Source organism: Herbaspirillum sp. NPDC101397 (assembly GCF_044767325.1).
Taxonomy (GTDB): domain Bacteria; phylum Pseudomonadota; class Gammaproteobacteria; order Burkholderiales; family Burkholderiaceae_D; genus Herbaspirillum.
On the sequence record NZ_JBIWNS010000003.1, the window covers coordinates 208,505 to 231,690 of the forward strand.

26 protein-coding genes are annotated in these 23,186 nt (G+C 59.6%); 13 read left to right on the top strand and 13 right to left on the bottom strand.

The window, feature by feature from the left end; translation table 11 throughout:
• Positions 1-74: 74 nt before the first annotated feature.
• Entirely contained in the window at positions 75-587 is a 513-nt protein-coding gene (locus ACIROW_RS08870) for a pilin (RefSeq protein ID WP_402274283.1), read from the top strand.
• A gap of 63 nt (positions 588-650) precedes the next feature.
• On the opposite strand, the gene moaC is transcribed toward ACIROW_RS08870, so the two are convergent.
• Positions 651-1,166 carry a cyclic pyranopterin monophosphate synthase MoaC gene (moaC, locus tag ACIROW_RS08875; RefSeq protein ID WP_402274286.1) on the bottom strand — a complete coding sequence of 172 codons (516 nt, stop codon included), beginning with the start codon at positions 1,164-1,166 and terminating at the stop codon, positions 651-653.
• 98 nt (positions 1,167-1,264) lie between these two features.
• On the opposite strand from moaC, the gene ACIROW_RS08880 reads away from it, so the two are divergent.
• Positions 1,265-2,824, top strand: coding sequence for a M48 family metalloprotease (locus tag ACIROW_RS08880; RefSeq protein WP_402274288.1), 1,560 nt, complete (start codon positions 1,265-1,267; stop codon positions 2,822-2,824).
• A 21-nt stretch (positions 2,825-2,845) separates the two neighbouring features.
• Here ACIROW_RS08880 and ACIROW_RS08885 read toward each other — a convergent pair whose 3' ends face one another.
• From ACIROW_RS08885 to ACIROW_RS08905, 5 genes are all read right to left on the bottom strand, one after another.
• Complete coding sequence (locus ACIROW_RS08885; protein ID WP_402274290.1) at positions 2,846-3,442, bottom strand: DUF2946 family protein; 597 nt, start codon at positions 3,440-3,442, stop codon at positions 2,846-2,848.
• 3 nt (positions 3,443-3,445) lie between these two features.
• Positions 3,446-4,396 carry a YheT family hydrolase gene (locus tag ACIROW_RS08890; protein WP_402274293.1) on the bottom strand — a complete coding sequence of 317 codons (951 nt, stop codon included), beginning with the start codon at positions 4,394-4,396 and terminating at the stop codon, positions 3,446-3,448.
• 64 nt (positions 4,397-4,460) lie between these two features.
• On the bottom strand, positions 4,461-4,892 hold the full coding sequence (locus ACIROW_RS08895) for a YybH family protein (protein ID WP_402274295.1): 432 nt from the start codon (positions 4,890-4,892) through the stop codon (positions 4,461-4,463).
• A gap of 96 nt (positions 4,893-4,988) precedes the next feature.
• Positions 4,989-5,186 (bottom strand): zinc-finger domain-containing protein, encoded by a 198-nt coding sequence (locus ACIROW_RS08900; RefSeq protein ID WP_016832182.1) that lies wholly within the window; start codon positions 5,184-5,186, stop codon positions 4,989-4,991.
• Between the two features lie 33 nt (positions 5,187-5,219).
• Positions 5,220-6,140 (bottom strand): branched-chain amino acid transaminase, encoded by a 921-nt coding sequence (locus ACIROW_RS08905; protein ID WP_402274298.1) that lies wholly within the window; start codon positions 6,138-6,140, stop codon positions 5,220-5,222.
• A 146-nt stretch (positions 6,141-6,286) separates the two neighbouring features.
• Between ACIROW_RS08905 and ACIROW_RS08910 the strand changes: the two genes are divergently transcribed.
• The 10 genes from ACIROW_RS08910 to ACIROW_RS08955 all read left to right on the top strand — a co-directional run bounded on the left by ACIROW_RS08910 (position 6,287) and on the right by ACIROW_RS08955 (position 16,119).
• Positions 6,287-7,069 carry an AzlC family ABC transporter permease gene (locus tag ACIROW_RS08910; protein ID WP_402274301.1) on the top strand — a complete coding sequence of 261 codons (783 nt, stop codon included), beginning with the start codon at positions 6,287-6,289 and terminating at the stop codon, positions 7,067-7,069.
• The gene (locus ACIROW_RS08915) at positions 7,066-7,389 is read left to right on the top strand and encodes an AzlD domain-containing protein (protein ID WP_402274304.1); all 324 of its coding nucleotides are present in this window, start codon (positions 7,066-7,068) and stop codon (positions 7,387-7,389) included. Before ACIROW_RS08910 ends, ACIROW_RS08915 begins: the two co-directional genes overlap by 4 nt.
• A gap of 170 nt (positions 7,390-7,559) precedes the next feature.
• Complete coding sequence (locus ACIROW_RS08920) at positions 7,560-8,750, top strand: phosphoglycerate kinase (protein ID WP_402274306.1); 1,191 nt, start codon at positions 7,560-7,562, stop codon at positions 8,748-8,750.
• 39 nt (positions 8,751-8,789) lie between these two features.
• Complete coding sequence (gene pyk / locus ACIROW_RS08925; protein WP_402274308.1) at positions 8,790-10,223, top strand: pyruvate kinase; 1,434 nt, start codon at positions 8,790-8,792, stop codon at positions 10,221-10,223.
• Between the two features lie 24 nt (positions 10,224-10,247).
• Positions 10,248-11,312 (top strand): class II fructose-bisphosphate aldolase, encoded by a 1,065-nt coding sequence (gene fba / locus ACIROW_RS08930; protein WP_116434025.1) that lies wholly within the window; start codon positions 10,248-10,250, stop codon positions 11,310-11,312.
• A 154-nt stretch (positions 11,313-11,466) separates the two neighbouring features.
• Positions 11,467-12,363 carry a phosphoribosylaminoimidazolesuccinocarboxamide synthase gene (locus ACIROW_RS08935; protein ID WP_402274311.1) on the top strand — a complete coding sequence of 299 codons (897 nt, stop codon included), beginning with the start codon at positions 11,467-11,469 and terminating at the stop codon, positions 12,361-12,363.
• Positions 12,364-12,365: 2 nt separating this feature from the next.
• Positions 12,366-12,869 carry a 5-(carboxyamino)imidazole ribonucleotide mutase gene (gene purE, locus ACIROW_RS08940; RefSeq protein ID WP_402274313.1) on the top strand — a complete coding sequence of 168 codons (504 nt, stop codon included), beginning with the start codon at positions 12,366-12,368 and terminating at the stop codon, positions 12,867-12,869.
• A complete protein-coding gene (locus tag ACIROW_RS08945) occupies positions 12,866-14,071 on the top strand; it encodes a 5-(carboxyamino)imidazole ribonucleotide synthase (RefSeq protein ID WP_402274315.1) in 1,206 nt (401 codons plus the stop codon). The genes purE and ACIROW_RS08945 overlap by 4 nt, the downstream gene beginning before the upstream one ends.
• A 10-nt stretch (positions 14,072-14,081) precedes the next feature.
• Entirely contained in the window at positions 14,082-15,098 is a 1,017-nt protein-coding gene (locus tag ACIROW_RS08950; RefSeq protein WP_402274317.1) for an L-threonylcarbamoyladenylate synthase, read from the top strand.
• Positions 15,099-15,375: 277 nt separating this feature from the next.
• Positions 15,376-16,119, top strand: a complete 744-nt coding sequence (locus ACIROW_RS08955; protein ID WP_402274319.1) for an OmpW family protein — start codon at positions 15,376-15,378, stop codon at positions 16,117-16,119.
• A gap of 70 nt (positions 16,120-16,189) precedes the next feature.
• Here ACIROW_RS08955 and ACIROW_RS08960 read toward each other — a convergent pair whose 3' ends face one another.
• Entirely contained in the window at positions 16,190-16,696 is a 507-nt protein-coding gene (locus ACIROW_RS08960; RefSeq protein WP_402274321.1) for a flavin reductase family protein, read from the bottom strand.
• A gap of 305 nt (positions 16,697-17,001) precedes the next feature.
• Here ACIROW_RS08960 and msrA point away from each other — a divergent pair, with 305 nt between their 5' ends.
• Positions 17,002-17,541, top strand: a complete 540-nt coding sequence (msrA, locus tag ACIROW_RS08965) for a peptide-methionine (S)-S-oxide reductase MsrA (RefSeq protein WP_402274323.1) — start codon at positions 17,002-17,004, stop codon at positions 17,539-17,541.
• Positions 17,542-17,626: 85 nt separating this feature from the next.
• Here the strand turns inward: msrA and ACIROW_RS08970 are convergent, their stop codons facing one another.
• From ACIROW_RS08970 to purB, 6 genes are all read right to left on the bottom strand, one after another.
• Positions 17,627-18,838 (bottom strand): class I SAM-dependent methyltransferase, encoded by a 1,212-nt coding sequence (locus ACIROW_RS08970; protein ID WP_402274325.1) that lies wholly within the window; start codon positions 18,836-18,838, stop codon positions 17,627-17,629.
• A gap of 71 nt (positions 18,839-18,909) precedes the next feature.
• The gene (gene pdxH / locus ACIROW_RS08975; RefSeq protein WP_402274328.1) at positions 18,910-19,545 is read right to left on the bottom strand and encodes a pyridoxamine 5'-phosphate oxidase; all 636 of its coding nucleotides are present in this window, start codon (positions 19,543-19,545) and stop codon (positions 18,910-18,912) included.
• Between the two features lie 222 nt (positions 19,546-19,767).
• Complete coding sequence (locus ACIROW_RS08980; protein ID WP_402274331.1) at positions 19,768-20,337, bottom strand: YceI family protein; 570 nt, start codon at positions 20,335-20,337, stop codon at positions 19,768-19,770.
• A gap of 56 nt (positions 20,338-20,393) precedes the next feature.
• Entirely contained in the window at positions 20,394-20,951 is a 558-nt protein-coding gene (locus ACIROW_RS08985; protein ID WP_402274959.1) for a YceI family protein, read from the bottom strand.
• A 52-nt stretch (positions 20,952-21,003) separates the two neighbouring features.
• Positions 21,004-21,528 carry a cytochrome b gene (locus ACIROW_RS08990; RefSeq protein ID WP_402274333.1) on the bottom strand — a complete coding sequence of 175 codons (525 nt, stop codon included), beginning with the start codon at positions 21,526-21,528 and terminating at the stop codon, positions 21,004-21,006.
• Positions 21,529-21,786: 258 nt separating this feature from the next.
• Positions 21,787-23,154, bottom strand: a complete 1,368-nt coding sequence (purB, locus tag ACIROW_RS08995) for an adenylosuccinate lyase (protein ID WP_402274335.1) — start codon at positions 23,152-23,154, stop codon at positions 21,787-21,789.
• Positions 23,155-23,186 lie beyond the last annotated feature (32 nt).

Sequence of the window (23,186 nt, forward strand, 5' to 3'; positions counted from 1 at the left end):
GAGAAAACGACGGCCGTGGACAGATGGCCAGGCAACGCTCCCGAAACTCGATTTTTTTGTAATAGGAAAACAATATGCAAGCGAAGCGGTCCGCACGTTACTCACCCACCGGTTTCACCCTGATTGAATTGATGATCGTTATCGCCATCGTAGGTGTCCTCGCGATGGTGGCGATTCCGCAATACCGGGATTACCTGGTCCGCACGAAAGTGGCGGAAGGGCTAAATCTGGCGACCCCGGCAAAGATGGCGGTATCGGAGACGATCGCCTCCAAGAATGGCACCGGCTTTGACCAGAACGCGACCGGTTATACATTTACGCCGTCGACCGATATCAAGTCGATTTCCGACATCAAGATCGCGCAAGGCGGCATTATCACTATCACCTTTGGCGAGATTGGTGGCGAAGCCAATGGAAAGACCCTGAAGCTGGTGCCGTCGGCGAGCAATCCAAGCGCGATTACCTGGTTGTGTCAGACCGCGCCCGGAACATCAACTACGGCGACCACACCGGCTACGGCAACCACACCGGCTGCAGACTTGCCGACGCTGCCTGCAAAATACGCCCCAGAAGTCTGCCGCGGTTAATCCGTTCAGCGGTAATAAAAAAGCGTGCATCAGCACGCTTTTTTTACGCCCACAGCAAACGTCTCAGGCCTGCGACCACGATCCCGATTTTCCGCCATGTTTCTCCTGGACCCGAATATCGGACATCACCATGCCGCGGTCAATCGCCTTGGACATGTCGTAAATCGTCAGCAGTCCGACCTGCACGGCAGTCAGTGCTTCCATCTCGACGCCGGTCTTGCCGTTGGTTTCCACGCGCACCGTGCAACTGATGCGCGACAAGACTGCATCAATGGAAAAATCCACCGACACATGCGTCAGCGCCAGCGGATGGCATAGCGGAATCAGGTCGCTGGTACGCTTGGATGCCATGATGGCGGCGATGCGGGCGATGCCGAGGACGTCGCCTTTCTTCGCGGTGCCAGACTGGATCACGGCCAGCGTTTCGGGTTTCATGGAAATGACGCCGCTGGCGACGGCGATGCGATGAGTGTCCTGCTTGGCGCCGACGTCGACCATGTGCGCTTGTCCGCCCTGATCGAAATGGGTCAGGCCCTGGTTGGCGTCGGCCGGTGAATTTGGCGTGTTGGAATCGGTCATGGCGGCGGAAAGTGAAAATCGGTCATTACTGCAGGTATCATAGCAGGCATTGAAAGAGCCACTCACGCTCCAAGCCACCCCTTACTCAGTGCCCGTCTATGCGTCAGTCTGTATCTTCTGAACAAACACATCGTCGTCGTTCGCTGTTGCGTCCAGCTTTGCGTTCCCTGTTCGCCGCGCTCGCGCTGACTGCTGCGACGCTGCCGCTGGCCGTCGCGCCGACCACAGGTGTTGCGCAGACGTTGCCGACGCTGGGAGATACCGAACGCGAGGGATTGTCGCCGCTGGTGGAGCGCAAACTCGGTGAGCAGATCATGCGCGATATCCGGCGCGATCCCGACTACCTCGATGACGGCCCGGTGCTGGAATACCTCAACAACTTCGGCTCCAACCTGGTGTCCGTGCGGCCGGACGTGCGCGGTGAAGCAGGCTACGATTTCTTTTTCTTCGCGGTGCGCGATCCGGTGTTGAACGCCTTCGCTTTGCCGGGCGGCTTCATCGCAGTACACTCCGGCCTGATGCTGGCAGCGCAGAGCGAGTCCGAATTGGCCTCGGTGCTGGCGCATGAAATCGGTCACGTCGCCCAGCGCCACATCGCGCGCATGATCGGCCAGCAAAAGCAGAATTCCATGATCCAGCTTGCTTCCATCGTGCTCGGTGCGCTGGCCGGCGTCTCCAGAGTCGGCGGCGACGCCGCCATGGCGACGATGATGGGCGGCACCGGCCTTGCGATGCAACGGCAACTTAATTTCAGCCGCGACGCCGAGCGCGAGGCCGATCGCGTCGGTTTGCAAATCCTGCGCGACGGCGGCTTCGACACCTCTGGCATGGTGGCGTTTTTCGGTCGTCTGCAAAGCGCGTCGCGCGGGCTCGGCGACGCAGTGCCCCCCTACCTGCTGACCCACCCGCTGACCACCGAACGTATCGCCGACATCCAGGCGCGCATACGCGACCAGCGTTACAGGCAGCGCGCCGACAATCCCGATTTTCAGCTGATTCGCGCGCGCGTACGTCTGTTGCAGAACAATACGGCGCAAGGTACCCGCGATGCCCAGGCGTACTTTGAATCGCAGCTGCGCCAGAATACCAAGATGCAGATCATGGTGTCGAAGTACGGTCTGGCGTACGCGGCTTATCTGCAGCGTTCCTACGACAAGGCCGAGAGCCTGTTGCAGGAAGCGCGCGCGGCGTCGCAGCCGATGGTGCCGAGCATTCTGTTCACCAATCTCGACATTGACATCAAGCTGGCTAAAAAACAAGGCGCCCAAGCGCTCAAGGAAGCCGACGCTGCGCGCAAGCAATTCCCGTTGTCGCGCGTGGTGGCGCATCAGTACGCGGATGCGTTGATCGAGGGGCAGCGCTACGACGTCGCCGTTACCTATTTGCGCGACCAGGCGCAGCTGTATCGCCAGGAAGTCGCGGTGCAGGATCTGCTCGCCAAGGCCTATGCGGCGCAGGGCAAGCAAGCGCTGCAACACATGGCGCTGGCGGAATCCTATGTACTGCAAGGCAGTTTGCCGGCGGCGCTGGAGCAGCTCGGCATCGCACGCAAGGCGCCGGATGCCACCTTCTACGATCAGGCCATGATTGATGCGCGTGAGCGCGATCTCAAGGAGCAGTGGAAAGACGAGATGAAGGAAACCAAGGGGCGCGGATAATCGTCACGACTCAAGACCTTGTCAGGAAGTCGCGCGAGGGTGCGTGACGAAACCGAATTGTCCGGCCAGCTCGTCCGCACCGATTCGTTGCAAAGGGAGGTCGTTGCCGTCATGGGAGAAAACGAGTCCGGCTGCATCGCTTCCGTCCAGCCACTCCATGATTTCCTCATCACCGGCCGCCCGGCCCCCAACCGTCAGTGTCGCCAGCACGGCGGCGGCGTCGCGGTCGTCCAGCGCAGCGACGATAGTGCTCGATGCCAGCACCAGTTGGCCTTCCCGCGTCAGCCAGGCATGTGAAATCGCTTCCAGTGTGGCGCCGGTCTGGGTGATGAATCCCGCGACCGGATCGGTGCGCACGATATGCGGCGTCAACTCAAGATCAACGTAGACGCGCTGCGGACCGTTCTGAAAATACCAGCGGCCTTCCTCATCGTGGGTGTAATTGCGGTTGATGAAGCCGAGCAGCGCCGGATGCGCGATCTTGTCGCCGGGAAGATCAAGATGCTGGGCGCGTTCGTCGCGCATGCGCCAGTGTCCGCGCGCATCTAGCTTCAGCCAGCCGAAGCAGTGTGGCACATTCGGCCACTTGGCCATCGCTTGCCTGACGACGTCATCCATTGCTTATTTGCCTTCCAGAAAATGCAGCATGCGTTGCGGCAGCCAGCCCAGCTCGCCCGGCGGTGCGCCGGTGGGGAAGCCGACATGGCCGCCTTCATCAGGATATTCCAGTTTGACGCAGGCGGCAGCGCTTTCCGGCAAATACTGCGGCGGCAGGAATGGATCGTTTTTGGCGTTGAGCACCAGTGTCGGCACCGTGATGTCGTGGAGGATGTGCTTGGCGCTGGCGCGGTCCCAATAGTCTTCGGTATTGCGGTAGCCATGGAGCGGCGCCGTGACGATGTTGTCGAAGGTGTAGAGGTCGCGGGCCTGCAGCAGCGCGTCGCGGCTGAACAGGCCGGGGAATTGATCCAGCTTGACCAGGCATTTGGGACGCATGGTGCGCAGGAACACATGTGAATAAATCCGGTTGAAACCATGCGCCAGCGCCGCGCCGCCGCCGGCCAGGTCGAGCGGCGCCGACACCGCGCACGCGGCGTCGATGAACTCGGCCTGGTGCTGCGATTCGCCGAGCCAGCGCAGCAGAGCGTTGGCGCCAAGCGAGACGCCGGTGGCGTAGAACTTGCCGGCGCCGATGGTCGCCCGATGCGTGACCAGGCGGCGCAATATCCAGTCAAGTTCGCCGCTGTCGCCGGAATGGTAAAAGCGCGGCGCCAGATTGATTTCACCCGAGCAGCCGCGGAAATGCGGCACCACGCCGGTCCAGCCGCGCGCAGCCACTGCCGCCATCAGGGCGCGGCAATAGTGGCTGTCGGAGGAACCTTCCAGTCCATGGAACAGTACCACCAGCGGTTGCCCTGGCTGGCCGTCGACGAAGTCGACATCGATAAAGTCGTCGTCGGGCGTGTTCCAGCGTTCACGCCGGAAATGCACCGGCGGCTTGGCGATGAAGGTCGACGGATAAATCGTTTGGAGGTTGCCGCCGGGAAGCCAGCGAGGCGCGATGTAGTGCATGGATGGAGAACAGTGGATGCGCCGCCGCAGGACGGGATGCCAAGCGGGCGGCGCAGAAAAAATATCAGTGCAGCATGGTCTCGGCGATCGGCTCCGACGGCGCCGGTCCCGGTGCGACCGAGGCGTGGTGCGTGACGATGCGCCAGCCTTGTGCGGTCTTCATGTAGACATTGGTGGCGATGACGTGCACGTCCGGCTGGCTGTTGTCGGGATGGTGGATGTCCTCGATCACGTTGTGCACGGCGGTGGTGATGGTGTGTGCCGCATGCAGCTGGCGCGGCTGGATGTGCAGGCCGCCGCGCGCGAGGATTTCTTCCCAGCTGTTGCGGATGGCGACATGGCCGACCAGGCGTGCTGCGCCGGGATGGATACAGACGATTTCCTCGTCGTCGGCCCACAGCGCCATCAGCGCATCGAGGTCGGCGCGGGACAGCGCATCGTAATACGCTGCTTCGATTTCATCGGGTGAACCATGTAACAGTTTGGCGCGCGGCATGTCTTCTCCAGGAGGAAAAAGCAAAAAGGACCAATCGTTTCCTGGTGGTCCTCTTTATTGGTGTTGCTACTGCTGGGCAGGCGGCGATCTCAGGCCTCAGTGCGCCTTGACGACGGCGCCCGGCTTGAGCTGGTATTGCGTGCCGCAGTACGGACACTTGGCGGCGCCGTGGTCGTCGAGTTCCAGGAACACGCGCGGGTGCGACGACCAGTGCGGCATGTTCGGGTTGGGGCAGTGGGCCGGCAGGTCTTTGCCGTCGAGTTGAACTGGCTGGGTTTGTTGGACTTGGCTCATGGTGTTTCTCCGGTGCGATATTGCTTATTTAAATTAAACCAGTGTCAGCCAATGCTGATATTGGGGCGCCTTGCCCGACACGACGTCGAAGAACAAGGTTTGCAGTTTTTCCGTGATCGGACCGCGGCCACCGTTGCCGATGGTGCGGTTGTCGAGTTCGCGGATGGGGGTGATTTCCGCGGCGGTGCCGGTGAAGAAGGCCTCGTCGCAGCAATACATTTCGTCGCGCGTGATGCGCTTTTCAATGACCTCGATGCCGAGGTCGCGCGCCATCGTCAGCACCGCATCGCGCGTGATGCCGTCGAGGCATGAGGCGAGGTCGGGCGTGTAGAGTTTGCCGTTCTTGACGATGAAGACGTTTTCGCCGGAGCCTTCCGAGACGTAACCGTCGGTATCCAGCAACAGCGCTTCGTCGTAACCGTCGGCCAGCGCTTCCTGGTTGGCCAGGATCGAATTGATGTAATAGCCGGAAGCCTTGGCGCGCACCAGCGAGACGTTGACGTGGTGGCGGCTGAACGACGAGGTCTTGACGCGGATGCCCTTGTTGATGCCGTCTTCGCCCAGATACGCGCCCCAGGTCCAGGCGGCGATGGCGACGTGGATCTTGTTGCCCTTGGCGGAGACGCCGAGCTTCTCCGAGCCGATCCAGATCAGCGGGCGGATGTAGCCGGACTCGAGTTTATTTTCGCGCACCACCTGGCGTTGCGCTTCGAAGATGGTGGCCTGGTCGAACGGCACCTCCATCTGGAAAATCTTGGCCGAATTGAACAGGCGCTGGGTGTGTTCCTTCAGGCGAAAAATCGCCGTGCCCTGCGGCGTCTTGTAGGCGCGCACGCCCTCGAACACGCCCATGCCGTAATGCAGCGTATGGGTCAGCACGTGGATGGTCGCATCGCGCCAGTCGATCAGTGCACCGTCTTTCCAGATTTTTCCGTCGCGGTCATCCATGGACATGGGAGGTCTCCGAAGGGGTTCAAGAGGCAAAGACCACATTTTAACGGAACAAGCGCGTAAAAAGTTTCATCTGTAAAATGTCTGGACTGCGTAAAAATGCCGTATTGCAAGTTCATCGCATTCAATAAAAGCGGACCAGGGCAAGAATGAATAAGGAGACAGACGCCGGGGACAGTCGACCTGACCCGGCAGTCAATGTAGCAACTGCGGCCGCACTCGCGGCGCGGCGCATCGAAAAGGAAGCGTTTCAGGAGGGCTGGCGCGCGAGCGCCTCGACCATTCCGGCCGTGGCCGCCTGGGGCGTGGTCTCGGGCATGGCCATGGTCAAGTCCGGCATGACCCTCTGGCAATCGCTGGCGATGACGCTGACGGTCTACGCCGGTTCCGCCCAGTTCGCGGTGCTGCCCTTGCTGGCGGCGCATACGCCGCTGATCGTGATCTTCCTGACGGCCATGATCGTCAATCTCCGTTTCGTCATTTTCTCCGCCGCTGTTGCGCCTCATTTTGCTCATCTGCCTTGGTACCGGCGGGTCTGGTACGGCTACTTCAACGGCGACATCTCGATGGGATTTTTTCCTCGCCGCTTTCCCGCGCACACGGTGCATCAGCCGGCCGGCAAAATCGGCTTTTTCGAGGCGATCTGCTATCCGGGCTGGTTTGCGTGGCAGATCGGCGCGATCGTCGGCATCCTGCTGGCCAGCCAGATCCCGGAAAGCTGGAACATCGGTTTCGCCGGCACGCTGGCGCTGATCGCCATCACGATTCCGATGATCATCAACCGCGCGGCGCTGGCGGGTGTGGTGGTCTCCGGTGCTGTCGCGGTGGCGGCAATCAGCCTGCCTTACCGGCTGGGCCTGTTGCTGGCGGTGGTGATCGGCATGGCCGCGGCAATGGTGGCCGACAAATTCATCGACAAGGAAAAAGAATGAACGCCTTCGACGTTTGGGTTTCTATAGTCTTGTTGGTTGTGTCGACATTGATCACGCGCAGCGGTTTTTTCCTGTTCGGCCATGCCGTCAAGTTGCCGCCCAAGCTCCAGCACGCGCTCGGTTATGCACCTGCGGCGGCGATGGCGGCGATCATCTTGCCGGACCTGGTGACGACAGGTGGTGCGATTGACATCAACTGGGCCAATCCCAAATTGCTGGCCGGCATCGGCGGCGGCGTGTTTTTCTTGGTAACTAGACACCTTTTAGGGACGATTATTGCCGGAATGACACTGTTTACCGTGCTGCGCTTGGCGCTGTAAGCCCTTCCTGGGAGGCCTTGCCTGCTCCCTTGGGCCGATTACTGCGGGAGTGCGACGCCAAATATTGTCGAATGCTGCCGAATGCCGCATTCCTGTCTGAAAACCATGCTGGGAGCAGGGCGGGTAGAGTAAAATAACGCCTTTTTGCCCCACCTTAGATTCCGCGAAAAATGAAATTCAACCGACTCAGCGACCTCATCTCCGCCAACCAACTGCAAGGCAAGCGCGTTTTCATCCGCGCCGATCTGAACGTGCCGCAGGATGATGCCGGCAATATCACCGAAGATACGCGTATCCGCGCGTCGGTCCCGGCGATCCGCCAGGCGCGTGACGCCGGCGCGGCAGTGATGGTGACTTCGCACCTGGGCCGTCCGGTCGAGGGCGAATTCAAGCCGGAAGATTCGCTGGCGCCGGTCGCCAAGCGCCTGTCGGAACTGCTGGGCGCAGAAGTCAAACTGGTCTCGAACTGGACCGAAGGTGTCGACGTTGCGCCCGGCCAGGTCGTGCTGTTGGAAAACTGCCGCCTCAACAAGGGCGAAAAGAAGAACAGCGACGAGCTGGCGCAAAAGATCGCCAAGCTGTGCGACATCTACGTCAACGACGCTTTCGGTACGGCGCACCGCGCTGAAGCCACTACTTACGGCATCGCCAAATTTGCGCCGGTCGCTTGCGCCGGCCCGCTGTTGGCCGCCGAACTCGATGCGCTGGGCAAGGCGCTGAACCAGCCGGCCCGTCCGCTGGTGGCGATTGTCGCCGGCTCGAAAGTCTCCAGTAAATTGACTATCCTGAAAGCACTGGCCGACAAGGTCGACAACCTGATCGTCGGCGGCGGCATCGCCAACACTTTCATGCTGGCGTCCGGTCTGAAGATCGGCAAGTCGCTGGTCGAAGCCGATCTGGTCGACGAAGCCAAGGCCATCATCGACATGATGGCCAAACGCGGCGCATCGGTGCCGATCCCGGTCGACGTGGTGTGCGGCAAGGAGTTTTCACCGACTGCAGTGGCCACCGTCAAGGATGCCAAGGATGTAGCCGACGACGACATGATTTTCGACATCGGTCCCAAGACCGCGGCGACGCTGGCGGCGCAACTGGCCAAGGCCGGCACCATCGTCTGGAACGGCCCGGTCGGCGTGTTTGAATTCGACCAGTTCGGCGGCGGCACCAAAGCATTGGCGCAGGCGATTGCGGACTCCGATGGTTTCTCGATTGCGGGCGGCGGAGACACGCTGGCGGCGATCGCCAAGTACGGCATTACCGACAAGGTCGGCTATATTTCGACCGGCGGCGGCGCTTTCCTGGAATTCCTTGAAGGCAAGACCTTGCCGGCCGTGGAAATCCTGATGCAGCGCGCCCAGTAAAAAACAACAGCCTTACCACAACGTCAGAGAAAGATTTTCATGCAAAGAGCCACCAAGATTGTTGCCACCATCGGCCCCGCTTCCAGCGACAGAGACACGCTGACGCGCATGATCAAGGCGGGCGTGAACGTGGTGCGCCTGAACTTCTCTCACGGCAAGGCGCAGGACCATATCGACCGCGCGGTGCTGGTGCGCGAAGTGGCCGACGCCTGTGGCGTCAAGGTCGCCATCATGGCCGACCTGCAAGGTCCGAAGATCCGCGTCGGCAAGTTTGAAAACGGCAAAATCAATCTCGAAAACGGCGACAAGTTCATCCTCGACGCCGACTGCGCCATGGGCAACCAGGAGCGTGTCGGCCTCGACTACAAAGCATTGCCGCGTGACCTCAGGGGCGACGACGTGCTGCTGCTCAACGACGGTCTGATCGTGCTGGTGGTCGAGCGCGTGCTCGGCAATGAGATCCACACCGTCGTCAAGATCGGCGGCGAGCTGTCCAACAACAAGGGCATCAATCGCCAGGGTGGCGGTTTGTCGGCACCGGCGCTGACGGCCAAGGACATGGACGACATCAAGACGGCGATGAGCTTCCAGGCCGATTACGTCGCCGTGTCGTTCCCCAAGAATGCCACCGACATGGAAATGGCGCGCCAGCTCGGCAACGTCGCCGGCGAGCCGTTCGGCCACAAGCCGCTGATGATCGCCAAGATCGAACGCGCTGAAGCGATCCCATTGCTGCAGGAAATCCTCGACGCCTCCGACGGCATCATGGTGGCGCGCGGCGACCTGGCCGTGGAAGTCGGCAACGCCGCCGTACCGGGCCTGCAAAAGCGCATGATCAAGATGGCGCGCGCCTCCAACAAGCTGACCATCACCGCCACCCAGATGATGGAGTCGATGATCGTCAACGCCGTGCCGACGCGCGCGGAAGTGTCCGACGTCGCCAACGCCGTCCTGGACGGTACCGACGCCGTGATGACCTCGGCCGAAACCGCGTCGGGCAAGTATCCGGTGGAAACCGTCGAAGCCATGTCGGCCATCTGCCTGGCCGCGGAAAAATCTGAAGACTGCAAGCTCGACGCCGACTTCCTGAATCTGCAATTCACTCGCGTCGACCAGTCGATCGCGTACGGCGCGCTGTTCACCGCGCATCATCTGCGCGTGAAGGCGATTGCCGCGCTGACCGAGTCCGGTTCCACCGCCTTGTGGATGAGCCGGCACAACATTGATGTCCCTATTTTTGCCATCACCCCCAACGTCGCGACGCGCCAGAAGGCTGCGCTGTTCCGCAACGTGCGTACGTTCGAACTGGCGCAGTCCACCGACACCGAAGTGGTGTTGAAGGCCGTGCAGGACTTGCTGCTGGAGCAAGGCGTCGTGCAAAAGGGTGATTTGATCGTCGTGACCTGGGGTGAGCCGATTGGACAAGTCGGCGGCACCAATGCCCTGAAGATTCTCAGGGTCGGCGAGTACTGATTTTTATCGTTCTGGAGTTTTATCATGCCTCTCGTATCCATGCGTCAATTGCTGGACCACGCCGCCGAAAACGGCTACGGTCTGCCAGCGTTCAACGTCAACAATCTGGAGCAAGTCACTGCGATCATGCAGGCTGCCGACGAAGTTGGCGCGCCAGTCATCATGCAAGCCTCCGCCGGTGCACGTAAATACGCCGGTGAGGCGTTCCTGCGCCACCTGATCGAAGCCGCAGTCGAAGCCTATCCGCACATCCCCGTCGTCATGCACCAGGATCACGGCCAGTCGCCGGCGGTCTGCATGGCCGCGATCAAGTCGGGCTTCACTTCGGTGATGATGGACGGTTCGCTGATGGAAGACGGCAAGTCCGTCGCCAGCTACGAATACAACGTCGAAGTGTCGCGCAAGGTGGTCGAGTTCTCGCACGCCATCGGCGTCACGGTGGAAGCCGAACTGGGCGTGCTCGGTTCGCTGGAAACCATGATGGGCGACAAGGAAGACGGTCACGGCGCCGACGGCAAGATGACGCGTGAACAGTTGCTGACCGACGTCGCGCAAGCCGCCGACTTCGTCAAGCAAACGCAATGCGACGCACTGGCCATCGCCATCGGCACCTCGCACGGCGCTTACAAGTTTTCGCGCAAGCCGACCGGCGACATCCTCGCCATCGACCGCATCAAGGAAATCCACGCGCGCATTCCGAACACCCATCTGGTGATGCACGGTTCGTCTTCGGTTCCGCAAGAACTGCTGGCTGAAATCCGCGAGTTCGGCGGCGACATGAAGGAAACCTATGGCGTGCCGGTGGAAGAGATCCAGGAAGGCATCAAGCACGGCGTGCGCAAGATCAACATCGACACCGACATCCGTCTGGCGATGACCGGCGCGATCCGTCGCTACCTGATGGAAAACCCAGGCAAGTTCGATCCACGCGATTACCTCAAGCCTGCACGTGAAGCAGCCAAGCTGGTGTGCAAGGCGCGCTACCTGTCGTTCGGCTGCGAAGGCCAGGCCGGCAAGATCAAGGCGATCCCGCTGGAAAAGATTGCAGAGAAATACAAGAAGGGCGAGCTCTCCCAGATCGTGCAATAAGCAGCAAGCGATCAGCGAGCGAACCAAGCGACCGGGACTGGCAACAGCAGTCCCGGTTTTTTGACTTTAAAGGTGGGTAGAAAAACGGCGTTTTCGCCGTTCCAGGGTAACCCCGAATCCCAGAGCTTCAACCCACGGAATGACCGGAATCAACATGACCAGCCTCTACAAAACTTCCATCACTTCACTGCCCCTGCTGGGCAACGGCAAGGTGCGCGACAACTACGCCGTCGGCGACGACAAGTTGCTGATCGTGACGACCGACCGCCTGTCGGCTTTCGACGTCATCATGAACGAACCGATTCCGGGCAAGGGCAAAGTGTTGAACCAGATGTCGGATTTCTGGTTCGAGAAGCTGGGCGACATCGTGCCGAATCACCTGACCGGCATCGCTCCCGAAACCGTGGTTGCCGCCAATGAGGTCGAACAGGTGCGCGGCCGCGCCGTCGTCGCCAAACGCTTGAAACCGATCCTGGTGGAAGCCGTGGTGCGCGGCTACATCATCGGGTCCGGCTGGAAGGATTATCAGGATACCGGTTCGATCTGCGGCATCAAATTGCCGGAAGGCCTGCAGCAGGCCGCCAAGCTGGCCGAGCCGATCTTCACGCCGGCCGCCAAGGCCGACCTCGGCGAGCACGACGAAAACATCAGCTTCGCCGACATGGAACAACGCATCGGCAGCGAACTGGCCAACAAGATGCGCGACATCAGCATCAAGCTGTACAAGACAGCCGCCGACTATGCAGCGACGCGCGGCATCATCATCGCCGACACCAAGTTTGAATTTGGTCTCGACGACAACGGCGTGCTGCACCTGATGGACGAAGTGCTGACCGCCGACTCGTCGCGCTTCTGGCCTGCCGACAGCTACAAGGTCGGCATCTCGCCACCATCGTTCGACAAGCAGTTTGTGCGCGACTATCTGGAAACCGTCGACGGCTGGAAGAAGACGCCACCTGCGCCTGCGCTGCCTGCCGAAGTGATTGAGAAGACCGGCGCCAAGTACCGTGAAGCGCTGGAACGCCTGACCGGCAATGCCCTGAAGGACTGATGATGAGCGAGAACAACGCACAAGCGCCGGTCGTCGGCGTGGTCATGGGATCGTCGTCCGACTGGGACGTGATGCAGCACGCCGTGGCCATCCTGAAGGAATTCGGCATCGCGCACGAGGCGCAAGTCGTCTCCGCGCATCGCATGCCGGACCAGATGTTCGATTACGCTGAGAAAGCGCGTGCGCGCGGCTTGCGCGCCATCATCGCCGGCGCCGGCGGCGCCGCGCATTTGCCGGGCATGATCGCCGCCAAGACCATCGTGCCGGTGCTGGGCGTGCCGGTGCCGTCGAAGTATCTGCGCGGCGAAGATTCGCTGCTGTCCATCGTGCAAATGCCCAAGGGCATTCCGGTCGCAACGTATGCCATCGGCGAAGCCGGCGCCGCCAATGCCGCCTTGTCGGCCATCGCCATGCTGGCGACCACCGACGATGCCCTGGCTGCGAAGCTGGAAGCCTTCCGCGTCAAGCAAACGCAAGTTGCCCTGGATATGAAGTTGCCGTTATGAGTCAGAAGCAGTCCCCGTTGAATACCGTTTCGATCCCCACCACGACCCCGGCGACCTGGCTGGGCGTGATGGGCGGCGGCCAGCTCGGCCGCATGTTTGCCCACGCCGCACAGGCAATGGGCTTCAAGGTCGCCGTTCTGGAGCAGGAGGAAGATTGTCCGGCCGGACAAGTTGCCGATCGCCTGATCCGTACCTCGTATATCGATCCCAAGGGTTTGGAAGAACTGGCGTCGCTGTGCGGCGCGGTCACGACCGAATTTGAAAACGTCTCCGCCGACAGCCTTGCCGCGTTGGCCGCAAAAACCTATGTCGCGCCATCTGCAGCCGGTGTGTCGATTGCGCAGGACCGCATCGCCGAAAAACGTTTCTTCGTCGACTGCAGCGCCAGTTCCGGCGTGCAGCCTGCGCCGCACAAGGTGATCGCTTCCGAAGCGGATATCGATGCGATCCCCGCCGATTTGCTGCCGGGGATTCTGAAGACCGTACGCATGGGGTATGACGGCAAGGGCCAGGTGCGCGTGCGCAGCATCGCCGATGTCAAGGCAGCGTTCGCCGACATGAAGGGCGTGACCTGCCTGCTGGAAAAAATGCTGCCGCTGGCCTACGAGGTCTCGGTATTGGTGGCGCGCGGCGCCGACGGCGCTGCCGTGGTGTATCCGATTGCCGAGAACGTTCATCGCGACGGCATTTTGTTTACCACCACTGTGCCATCGGATCATGTCTCTGACGCTGTTGCAAAGAAGGCGCAGGACGCCGCATTGGCGATCATTGCCAAGCTCGATTATGTCGGCGTGCTGTGCATAGAATTTTTCGTGCTGACGGACGGTTCGCTGGTCGTCAACGAGATGGCGCCGCGCCCGCACAACAGCGGTCATTACACCATTGACGCCTGCATCACCAGCCAGTTCGAACAACAGGCGCGCGCTATGGCGCGTTTGCCGCTGGGCGACGTGCGCCAGCATTCTCCGGCGGTCATGTTGAACATCCTCGGCGATGTCTGGTACGAAGGCGACAGCGACAGCATGCGGGAACCGGCTTGGGACAAGATCCTTGCGCTGCCGGGTGCGCATTTGCATCTGTATGGCAAAGCGCATGCGCGCCGCGCACGCAAGATGGGACACGTCACCTTTGTCGCGCCAACCATGGAACAGGCGCAGGCGCAACTGGTTGCCGCCTGCGTCATTCTCGGCATCGCGCTGTAAGGACTTTGCAATGATGACGATCGACATGGATGCGGTGCGGCTCGCCGCACGCAAGCTGGAGGCCGGCAAGCTGGTGGCATTTCCTACCGAGACGGTCTACGGTCTCGGCGGCGACGCAGAGAATGCCGCGGCGATTGCCGACATCTATGCCGCCAAAGGTCGTCCTGCCAATCATCCGGTCATTGTTCACGTCGCGCCTGAAGCAGACATTTCGTACTGGGCCGCCGACGTGCCAACGCAGGCCCACGCATTGATCGAGGCATTCTGGCCCGGTCCGCTGACGCTGATTCTCAAGCGCGCCGCGCATGTTCCGGCAGCCGCTTCCGGCGGTCAGGATTCGATCGGTGTACGCTGTCCGTCGCATCCGGTTGCGCAGGCTCTGTTGCGTGAATTCAAGGGCGGCAAGGGCGGCGTCGCAGGTCCCTCAGCCAACAAATTTGGTCACGTGAGTCCGACCACGGCGCAACATGTGCGCGAAGAATTCAGCGAAGCTGACAGCCTGCTTGATTACGTCCTGGACGGCGGCCAAAGTGAAGTCGGCATCGAATCAACCATCGTCGATCTGTCGCGTGTGGAAACACATGGCGCCGTCTTGCTGCGCCCCGGCCAGATCAGCGTCGACCAGATTGCTGCAGTGCTGGGTGTCGCGCCACGCGCTCCCGATGCAGCTGCGCCGCGCGCCTCGGGTACGCTCGATGCGCACTACGCGCCACATACGCCGGTCGCCCAGGTGGCGCCGGAACAACTCGCCGGCGTGCTGCAACAGCTCGCTGCGGGCGGTTACAAAACAGCGTTGATTTATCGCACCGCCGCAATGTCGGCGCACGCTTCGGTGGCCATGCCGGCGGATGCTGATCGCTATGCTCATGATCTTTATGCTGCGCTGCGAGATATGGACCACGAAGCCGCTGACGTCATCGTGGTGGAGTCGTTGCCGCAGGCTGCGGAATGGCAAGGCATCAATGATCGGCTGCGTCGCGCAGCCTTCGATTCGAGCGGAATTCTGTCGCGTTTATTGGCGACCTGACGTTCTTTTTTCTCTTCTTCCGCACTGTTTTGGGCCCGGAAATTATTTCCAGTTGCCAAAAAAATACACGTCTATACAAAGCGAATTAAAGCTGGCATAGTATCGCAAAAGAATAGCACGCGCGTTCTTTTTGTCAGATGAGTGTAAGGCGGGAGGGCAATCGTTCCCAATGTGCATTCAACAAGAACAGGCGACGAACAACGTTGCCGACACTTCCGAACCATAGTCGGAATAACTTATAAAACAGGGCGCAGCCCTTCACATTTGGAGACGACACATGAAGCAACAATTTTCCCTTTTGCCCAAAATCGCTGCGCTGTCCATCGCTGCCGCTTTCGCTGCGCCAGCAATGGCACAAACCGCCGGCAGCAACATCGTCAATCTGGGATGGTTCCATCTGGCGCCGCAGGATTCTAGCGAAACTCTGCGGATCAACAGCCCTGCAGCAGTCGCCGGCCCCGTTGCTGGCAGTGGCGCAACTGTTGGCAATGCAGATACTCTGGGTGTTGCGTTCACGCACTTCTTCACTGACAACGTCGCAATCACGACTGACGTTGGTATTCCTCCGACATTCAAACTGACCGGCACTGGTACGATCGCAAGTGCAGGAGAAGTCGGCAAGGCGAAACAATGGAGTCCCGCGGTTATCGCGAAATGGTATTTTGGCGACGGCAACAGCCAGTTCCGTCCATTCGTCGGCGCCGGTGTTTCTTATGTCTGGTACTCGGACGTTGAGTTGAGCAACCAGTTCCAAGGTCTCTTGTCGACCAAGTTTACCGGCAGTGCAACAGCTGCCAAATCGACCGCAGATCTGAGCTCCTCGTGGGCACCGGTCCTGAATGTCGGCGCAACTTATAACTTCAACAAGAACTGGTCTTTGGGTTTCTCGGTGGCGTATATTCCTTTGAAGACCAAGGCTGATATCACCACTACTTTGCCAAGCGGCACACAAGTCAAGTCGTCGACCAGTCTGACTCTGAACCCGATCGTTACCTTCCTGTCGGTTGGTTACAAGTTCTGATTCTCGTACCACTGCAAAATAAAAAAGCGCCCTCGTGGCGCTTTTTTATTTTTTCGCTATCTCTCGTTCGTCACGACGCGGTTTTGATGAACCGGCCATCATGAAACACCAGTGCAGCTTGTGGCATCACTTCGCAATGTTCCACCTCGCCCACGAAAATGACATGATCGCCTTCCGGATAGCGGCTGCGGTTATGGCATTCGAACCAGGCAGAGACACCTTTGAGCACAGGCTGGCCGGTGCGCGACAAGGTATATTCAACGCCGTCAAAACGGTCTACTGACTTGCGCGAAAACTGTTCCGCCAGCGCAGTTTGCTCAGCGCCCAGGATATTGATCACGTAATGCGAATTACCGGAGAAAACCGGCATGCTGCTGGCTTGTTCGGACAGGCTCCACAGCACCAGTGGCGGCGACAGCGACACGGAATTGAACGAGCTCGCGGTCAGTCCCAGCAAGGTGCCATCGTCCAGGCGCGTGGTGATGACGGTGACGCCGGTTGCGAACTGGGACAATGCCTTGCGGAAATGAGCGGCGTCAAAAGCGCGCGTGGTGGCGCGCGGGGAGCGAGAATGCATCTAAGGCCTGTGGAAACGTTCTGACAAGTAGGACATTATGCCCAAAAAAACACCGGACGTAACCCAAGGCCTCCTTGGGACAAGCCTGGGGTATTTTCTGAATGTAACTTTTAGGTACGTTAAATTGTTGAATTTTGATGCATCTGCAGATGCTGAAAAATGTCTGGCTGGAAGCCCCGGCGTCAGCGCCCATTTCGCCGACGCTAGGTTTTTGTCCGCGAGCAATGGTATAAACGTAGCTATGCGGGCATGAATTGCAAAGCACGTGCCGCAAGATCCATTTGAATCCAGACGCAGGAGCGATCGTGAGTACTTCAACTGAAACAGCAGTTCTTGGCGGCGGGTGTTTTTGGTGCCTTGAAGCCGTGTACCAGCAGCTCAAGGGCGTGCAGCACGTGGAGTCCGGCTACACCGGCGGCCACGTAGAGAATCCGACTTATGAGCAGGTCTGCAATGGTGATACCGGCCATGCAGAGGTGGTGAAGCTGAGCTTCGATCCGGCGCTCATCAGCTTCCGGGAAATTCTGGAAGTCTTCTTTACCATCCACGACCCCACTACGTTGAATCGACAGGGCAACGACGTCGGTACGCAGTATCGCTCGGTGATTTACTACGATTCGCCGGAGCAGCAGGATACTGCCAAGCACATCATTGCAGAGATGGCGCTGGTATGGGATGCACCGCTCGTGACAGAACTGAGTCCGGTGGAAAAATATTACAAGGCCGAGGACTACCACCAGAATTACTTCCAGCAGCATCCTTTTCAGGGATATTGTGCTTTTGTGGTGGCGCCGAAGCTGGCAAAATTTCGGCAGGTGTTCGCAGAGAAGAGCAAGGGCGAATAAATCCTGGCCGGGAATTGGCCAAGGATACGCAGCAAAAAAACAGCCGGCCTTAGCGCCGGCTGTTTTCATTGGAACAATTGCGTCGCTACGGCTGAGCGTCGTAGATATAACGTCGCGATTGCGGTAATGCGTCGGCAGGGCGATTCGCTTTGCCGCACACGACCTGATAGAGAGAGATCCAGTCCTTGTCGAAGCAATGCGCACTGCCGGCGAGATACACGCGCCAGATGCGGTAGCGTTTTTCGTCGGTCAGCTTCTTGATTTCCTCTGCGCGCGCTTCAAAGTTGTCGGCCCAGATGGCGCAGGTCCTGGCATAGTGACGGCGCAGGTTTTCAACGTCGAAAACTTCCAGCCCGCCTTGTTGCATGGTCTTCAGCACCAGGCTGACATGCGGCAATTCCCCGGCGGGGAACACATATTTGTCGACGAATTCACCACCGCCATACGGGGACTCGCCATTCTCGATGTCCGTGCTGGTGATGCCGTGGTTCATCACCAGGCCGTCATCGGCGAGCAGCGAGTTCACATGTGCAAAGTACATCGGCAGGTTCTTCAGGCCGACGTGTTCGAACATGCCTACACTGGTGATGCGGTCGAAGGTGCCGGTGACGTCGCGATAATCCTGCAGCCGGATTTCGATGCGATCGCTCAGGCCGGCTTTTTCGACACGCTCCTTGGCCAGCGCATATTGGTTTTCGGACAAGGTGACGCCGACGCAGCGCGCGCCGAATTTCTGCGCCGCGCGCAGCACCAGCGCTCCCCAGCCGCAGCCGATGTCGAGCAGCCGGTCGCCGGGACGTACCTTGATTTTGGTCAGGATGTGATCGATCTTCTTGATCTGGGCGGTCGCCAGGTCTTCATCGCCGTTCTCGAAGTAGGCGCAGGAGTACACCATGTTTTCGTCCAGAAAGAGTTTGTAGAACTCGTTCGAGACGTCATAGTGGTAGCGAATCGCTTCGGCGTCCTTTTCCTTGCTGTGGCGCACCGTGCGGACGATACGGGCAAGCTTGCCTTCGGCTTTCAGGGTTTTGGCGGCGAGCAGATTGGCGACATTGATGATGCTGGCGACGGGGCCGTCAACGTCAATCTTGCCTTCGACGTAGGCTTCTCCCAGATTGGAGAGCGAAGGGCGGAACAGGTAAGGCAGGGCGGACACGTGCGGCACGCGCAAGGTGACTTGCGGTGCGTTGTCGCTGAAATCGAATTGGCTGCCGTTCCATAACTCAAGGCGCAACGGCAATGCCGTTGCGTGTCGTACGTTGTCGACCCAAGCTGCTAGCTTCTTTTCCCAAAACACGATAATTCCCTCCGTGCGAGTAATGATGCTGTAGCGCGGCCCTTTCCGATGGCGTCGTCAACAAAGACAGGCTAGGGCTGCAGGCGTTGCCGGCTCCACGTACCGTCTGCTCCGCGCGTATAGACAACGCGGTCATGCAGGCGAGACGGCCGACCTTGCCAGAATTCGATTTTTTCCGGTATCACGCGGTAACCGCCCCAATGCACGGGGCGAACCGGATGCGCTCCGTATTTTTGTTCCACTGCAGTGAACTGCGTTTCCAGCGTTTCGCGCTTGTCGACCGGCGCGCTTTGCTCGGAAGCGATGGCGCCCAGTTGGCTGCGTAGCGGACGGCTGAAAAAATAGGCGTCGCTTTCGGCCGCGGCGACCTGCTCTATCCTTCCTTCGATACGAACCTGGCGTTCTAGTTCTACCCAATGGAACAATAAGGCGACATAAGGATGTTCCTCAATGTCGCGTCCCTTGCGGCTGTGATAGTTGGTGAACCAGGTAAAACCGGCGGCGTCGACCTGCTTGAGCAGCACAATGCGCGATGACGGCCGACCGTCGGCACCGACGGTGGCTACGCTCATGGCATTGGGCTCGGGGAGTTCCGCTTTCAGCGCCTCATCGAACCATGTTGAAAATTGAACAACAGGATCGGTGGCGACGTCGTTTTCCGACAAACTGGCGCGGCTGTAATCCTTGCGAAGATCTGCTATCGACATCGTTGCTTTATCCTAAATAGGTACCGCGGGAACTGCGCTAGAGTAGCGCGTTTTCAAAAAACTTGCACTTGGGCAGCGCCTTCCATCACCCCGCGAGGCGGGCGGAAGGGCGTTTTCAGGCCTGTGCCCATTATGCGCGGGAGTGCGGATGCAACCTATGATATGGAACAAAAAAAGGCCGATGCGCATGACACGCATCGGCCTTTCCGGAAGGGGGGCGGATCAGTTGGACTTGATCGCTTCGACCTGGATCGCCAGCTTGACTTCCGGTGCGAACGGCGGCACGGCGTAGTTGATGCCGAAGTCGGTGCGGTTGAAGGTTCCCGATGCGTCGGCGCCGCAGACTTCACGCTTGAGCATCGGATGCTGGATGCAAGTGAACTTGTTGATCTTCAGTTGCACCGGCTTGGTCACGCCATGCAAAGTCAGCTCGCCGTCGACGGCAACCGGCTTGTCGCCGTCGAACTTGATCGACGTGCCCTTGTACGTGGCGGTCGGGAATTTCTGCACGTCGAACACATCGGCGCTCTTGACGTGGTCATTGAGCTTGGCGTGACCGAAGTCGACTGACGATGCGTCGATGGTGATGTCCAGCGAGCCGGTCTTGGCCGCGCGATCCAACGTCACGGTGCCGGAAGTCTTGGTGAACTTGCCGCGCCATACGGAAATGCCCATGTGATCCGCTTCAAAGCTTGGATAGGTATGGCTTGGATCGATGGTGTAGGTATCGGCGGCGAAAGCCGTGACGGATGTTGCCGCCAGCAGGGAAATCAGGGCGAATTTCAGTTTCATGGTGAATCCTTTTCAATGAGCAGTGGGGTGTCGAAACGCTTTGTTATAAGTAAGTCTTAAGGTGTGGTGACGACGTGGAACTTGATCGTCACTTCGTCGGCGACCATGCCGGTGTCTTTCCATTCGCCTTCGCCGATGTTGAACGCCAGGCGCTTGATCGGCAAGGCGCCGTCAAAAGTCTGGCCGCTGCCTTCTTTCTTGACCGTCAGCGGGAAGTGCACGTCCGCAGTCTTGCCCTTGATGGTCAGTTTGCCGGCGACGTCATACTTGGTGCCGGCCGGTGCGCCCGCAGTCGGCTTGATCGAGCTGGCGACGAAGGTGGCCTTGGGGAATTGCGCGGCGTTGAACCATTCCTTCTTCAGCACTTCCTTGTTGTACTCAGCCTCGCCCAGGTCGAAGCTGGCGATGTCGATGTCCACGCTGGCTTTGGCGGCGTCGGGTTTGGCGCTGTCGAAATCGATCTGGGCGACGAATTTCTTGAATTTTGCTTCGACCGGCACGTTCAGTTGCTTGAAGACGGCGCCGACCGTGCTTTTGGCAGTGTCGACTTTGAGCGGGGCTGCAATGGCAGCGGAGGAGGCGGCCAGGCCGAAGACGGCGATGCCGCCGAGCATGGCATGGACCAATGTAGTACGCAGAGTCATGAAATTTCCTCGGGAAAGATGATCAGGGCAGGATACGTCTGAGCACACCGTCGCGATCGATGAATTGATGCTTCAGTGCGGCCAGCACATGCAGGCAGAAAGCGGCTAGCAAAGTCATGTTCAGCCAGTAATGCACCAGCTTGAGCAAGGGTTTGAGTTCGGGATTCGGATCGATGATCACCGGCAGCGGCAGCACGCCGAGATAGACCACGGGAATGCCGGCGGCAAGGCTGTACAGATAGCCGGAAACCGGAATCGCGAAAATCAGGATATACAGCAGGAAATGCAGCGCATGCGCGGCGCCTTGCTGCCAGCGCGGTATCTGCGCCGGATATGCCGGCGCTGCATGCGTCAGGCGCCAGAGCAGGCGCAGGCAAGCCAGAGCGAGTACGGTCACGCCCAGCCACTTATGCCAGGAAAAATATTTGAGCTTGGTCGGCGTCAGGCCGGGAATGTCGGTCATCGTCACGCCGAGCGCGAAGGCGGCAATGATCAGCAGAGCAATGAGCCAGTGCAACAGGATGGCGGGTTTTGTGTAGCGTTCCATGGCGATTGCTGGTGGAGTATCAGGTTGTGCAGCGGGTTGTTCTGCATCGTACCGGCATTGGCGCGACCGCGTGCCGAGTCTGATCTCGCGCAGTCGGGAGGTGCCGGTAGGGTAACTCAACAGAATAAGGTGTTTTCATCGGCGGCAATAGATAGGCAGATTTGATTTCACTCATCCATTGATGTTGTGAATGAAGCTGATTACCGCGCAATTTGAGTGGACCGGGCGGCTTTGGTTTCCGCCCGATCGTTGCAATGATCAAATATTTTTGGCCAGTGCGATCGCTTCGCCGATGTAATTCGCCGGCGTCATCGCCAGCAAATGGTCCTTGGCGTTTTGCGGAATGGCCAGGCCGTTGATGAAGTCGCGCAGCGCATCCTTGGAAATGCCTTTGCCGCGGGTCAGCTCTTTCAACTGCTCGTACGGATTTTCGATGCCGTAACGGCGCATCACGGTTTGCACCGGCTCGGCCAGTACTTCCCAGGTGGTGTCCAGATCGGCAGCCAGGCGTGTCGGATTGACTTCCAGCTTGTTGAGGCCGCGCAGGCAGCTGTCATAGGCCAGCACCGCATAGCCGAATGCCACGCCGATGTTGCGCAGCACGGTCGAGTCGGTCAGGTCGCGCTGCCAGCGCGAGACCGGCAGTTTTTCCGACAGGTGCTTGAGCACGGCGTTGGCCATGCCGAGGTTGCCTTCGGAATTCTCGAAGTCGATCGGATTGACCTTGTGCGGCATGGTCGAAGAGCCGATTTCACCGGCCTTGGTGCGCTGCTTGAAATAACCCAGCGAGATGTAGCCCCAGATGTCACGGTTCAGATCCAGCAGGATGGTGTTGGCGCGCGCCACGGCGTCGAACAGTTCGGCCATGTAGTCGTGCGGTTCGATCTGGATGGTGTACGGATTGAACACCAGGCCCAGGCGCTGTTCGATGACGTTCTTGGAGAACGCCGCCCAGTCGGTTTCCGGATAGGCGGACAGGTGGGCGTTGTAATTGCCGACAGCACCGTTCATCTTGCCAAGGATCTCGACGGCGGCGATGCGTTTGACGGCGCGCTGCAGGCGGGCGACGACGTTGGCGATTTCTTTGCCCAGCGTGGTCGGGCTCGCCGGCTGGCCGTGGGTGCGCGACATCATCGGCACGGCGGCGTGTTCATGCGCCAGTTCGGTCAGCTTGGCGATCAGGCCTTGCAATGCCGGCAACACGACGGTGTCGCGCGCGGACTTGAGCATCATGCCGTGCGAGGTGTTGTTGATGTCTTCGGAGGTGCAGGCGAAATGGATGAATTCGGAGGCGGCGACCAGCTCCGGCACGTCCTTGACCTTTTCCTTGAGCCAGTATTCGACCGCCTTGACGTCATGGTTGGTGACGGCTTCGATCTCCTTGATGCGGGCGGCGTCTGCTTCGGTGAAGTCGGCGGCCAGCTTGTCCAGCAGCGCGGTGGCGTTGGCGGAGAAAGGCTTGATCTCGGCAAAACCGGCAGCCGACAAAGCTTGCAGCCAGGCAATTTCCACTTTCACCCGATGATGCATGAAACCTGCTTCGGACAGGATGGGACGAAGCTTGTCGGTTTTTGCGGCGTAACGGCCGTCGAGCGGGGAGAGGGCGGAAAGTGCGGAAAGGGACATGATGATATGCGGATGAAAAGACGTTGAAAATA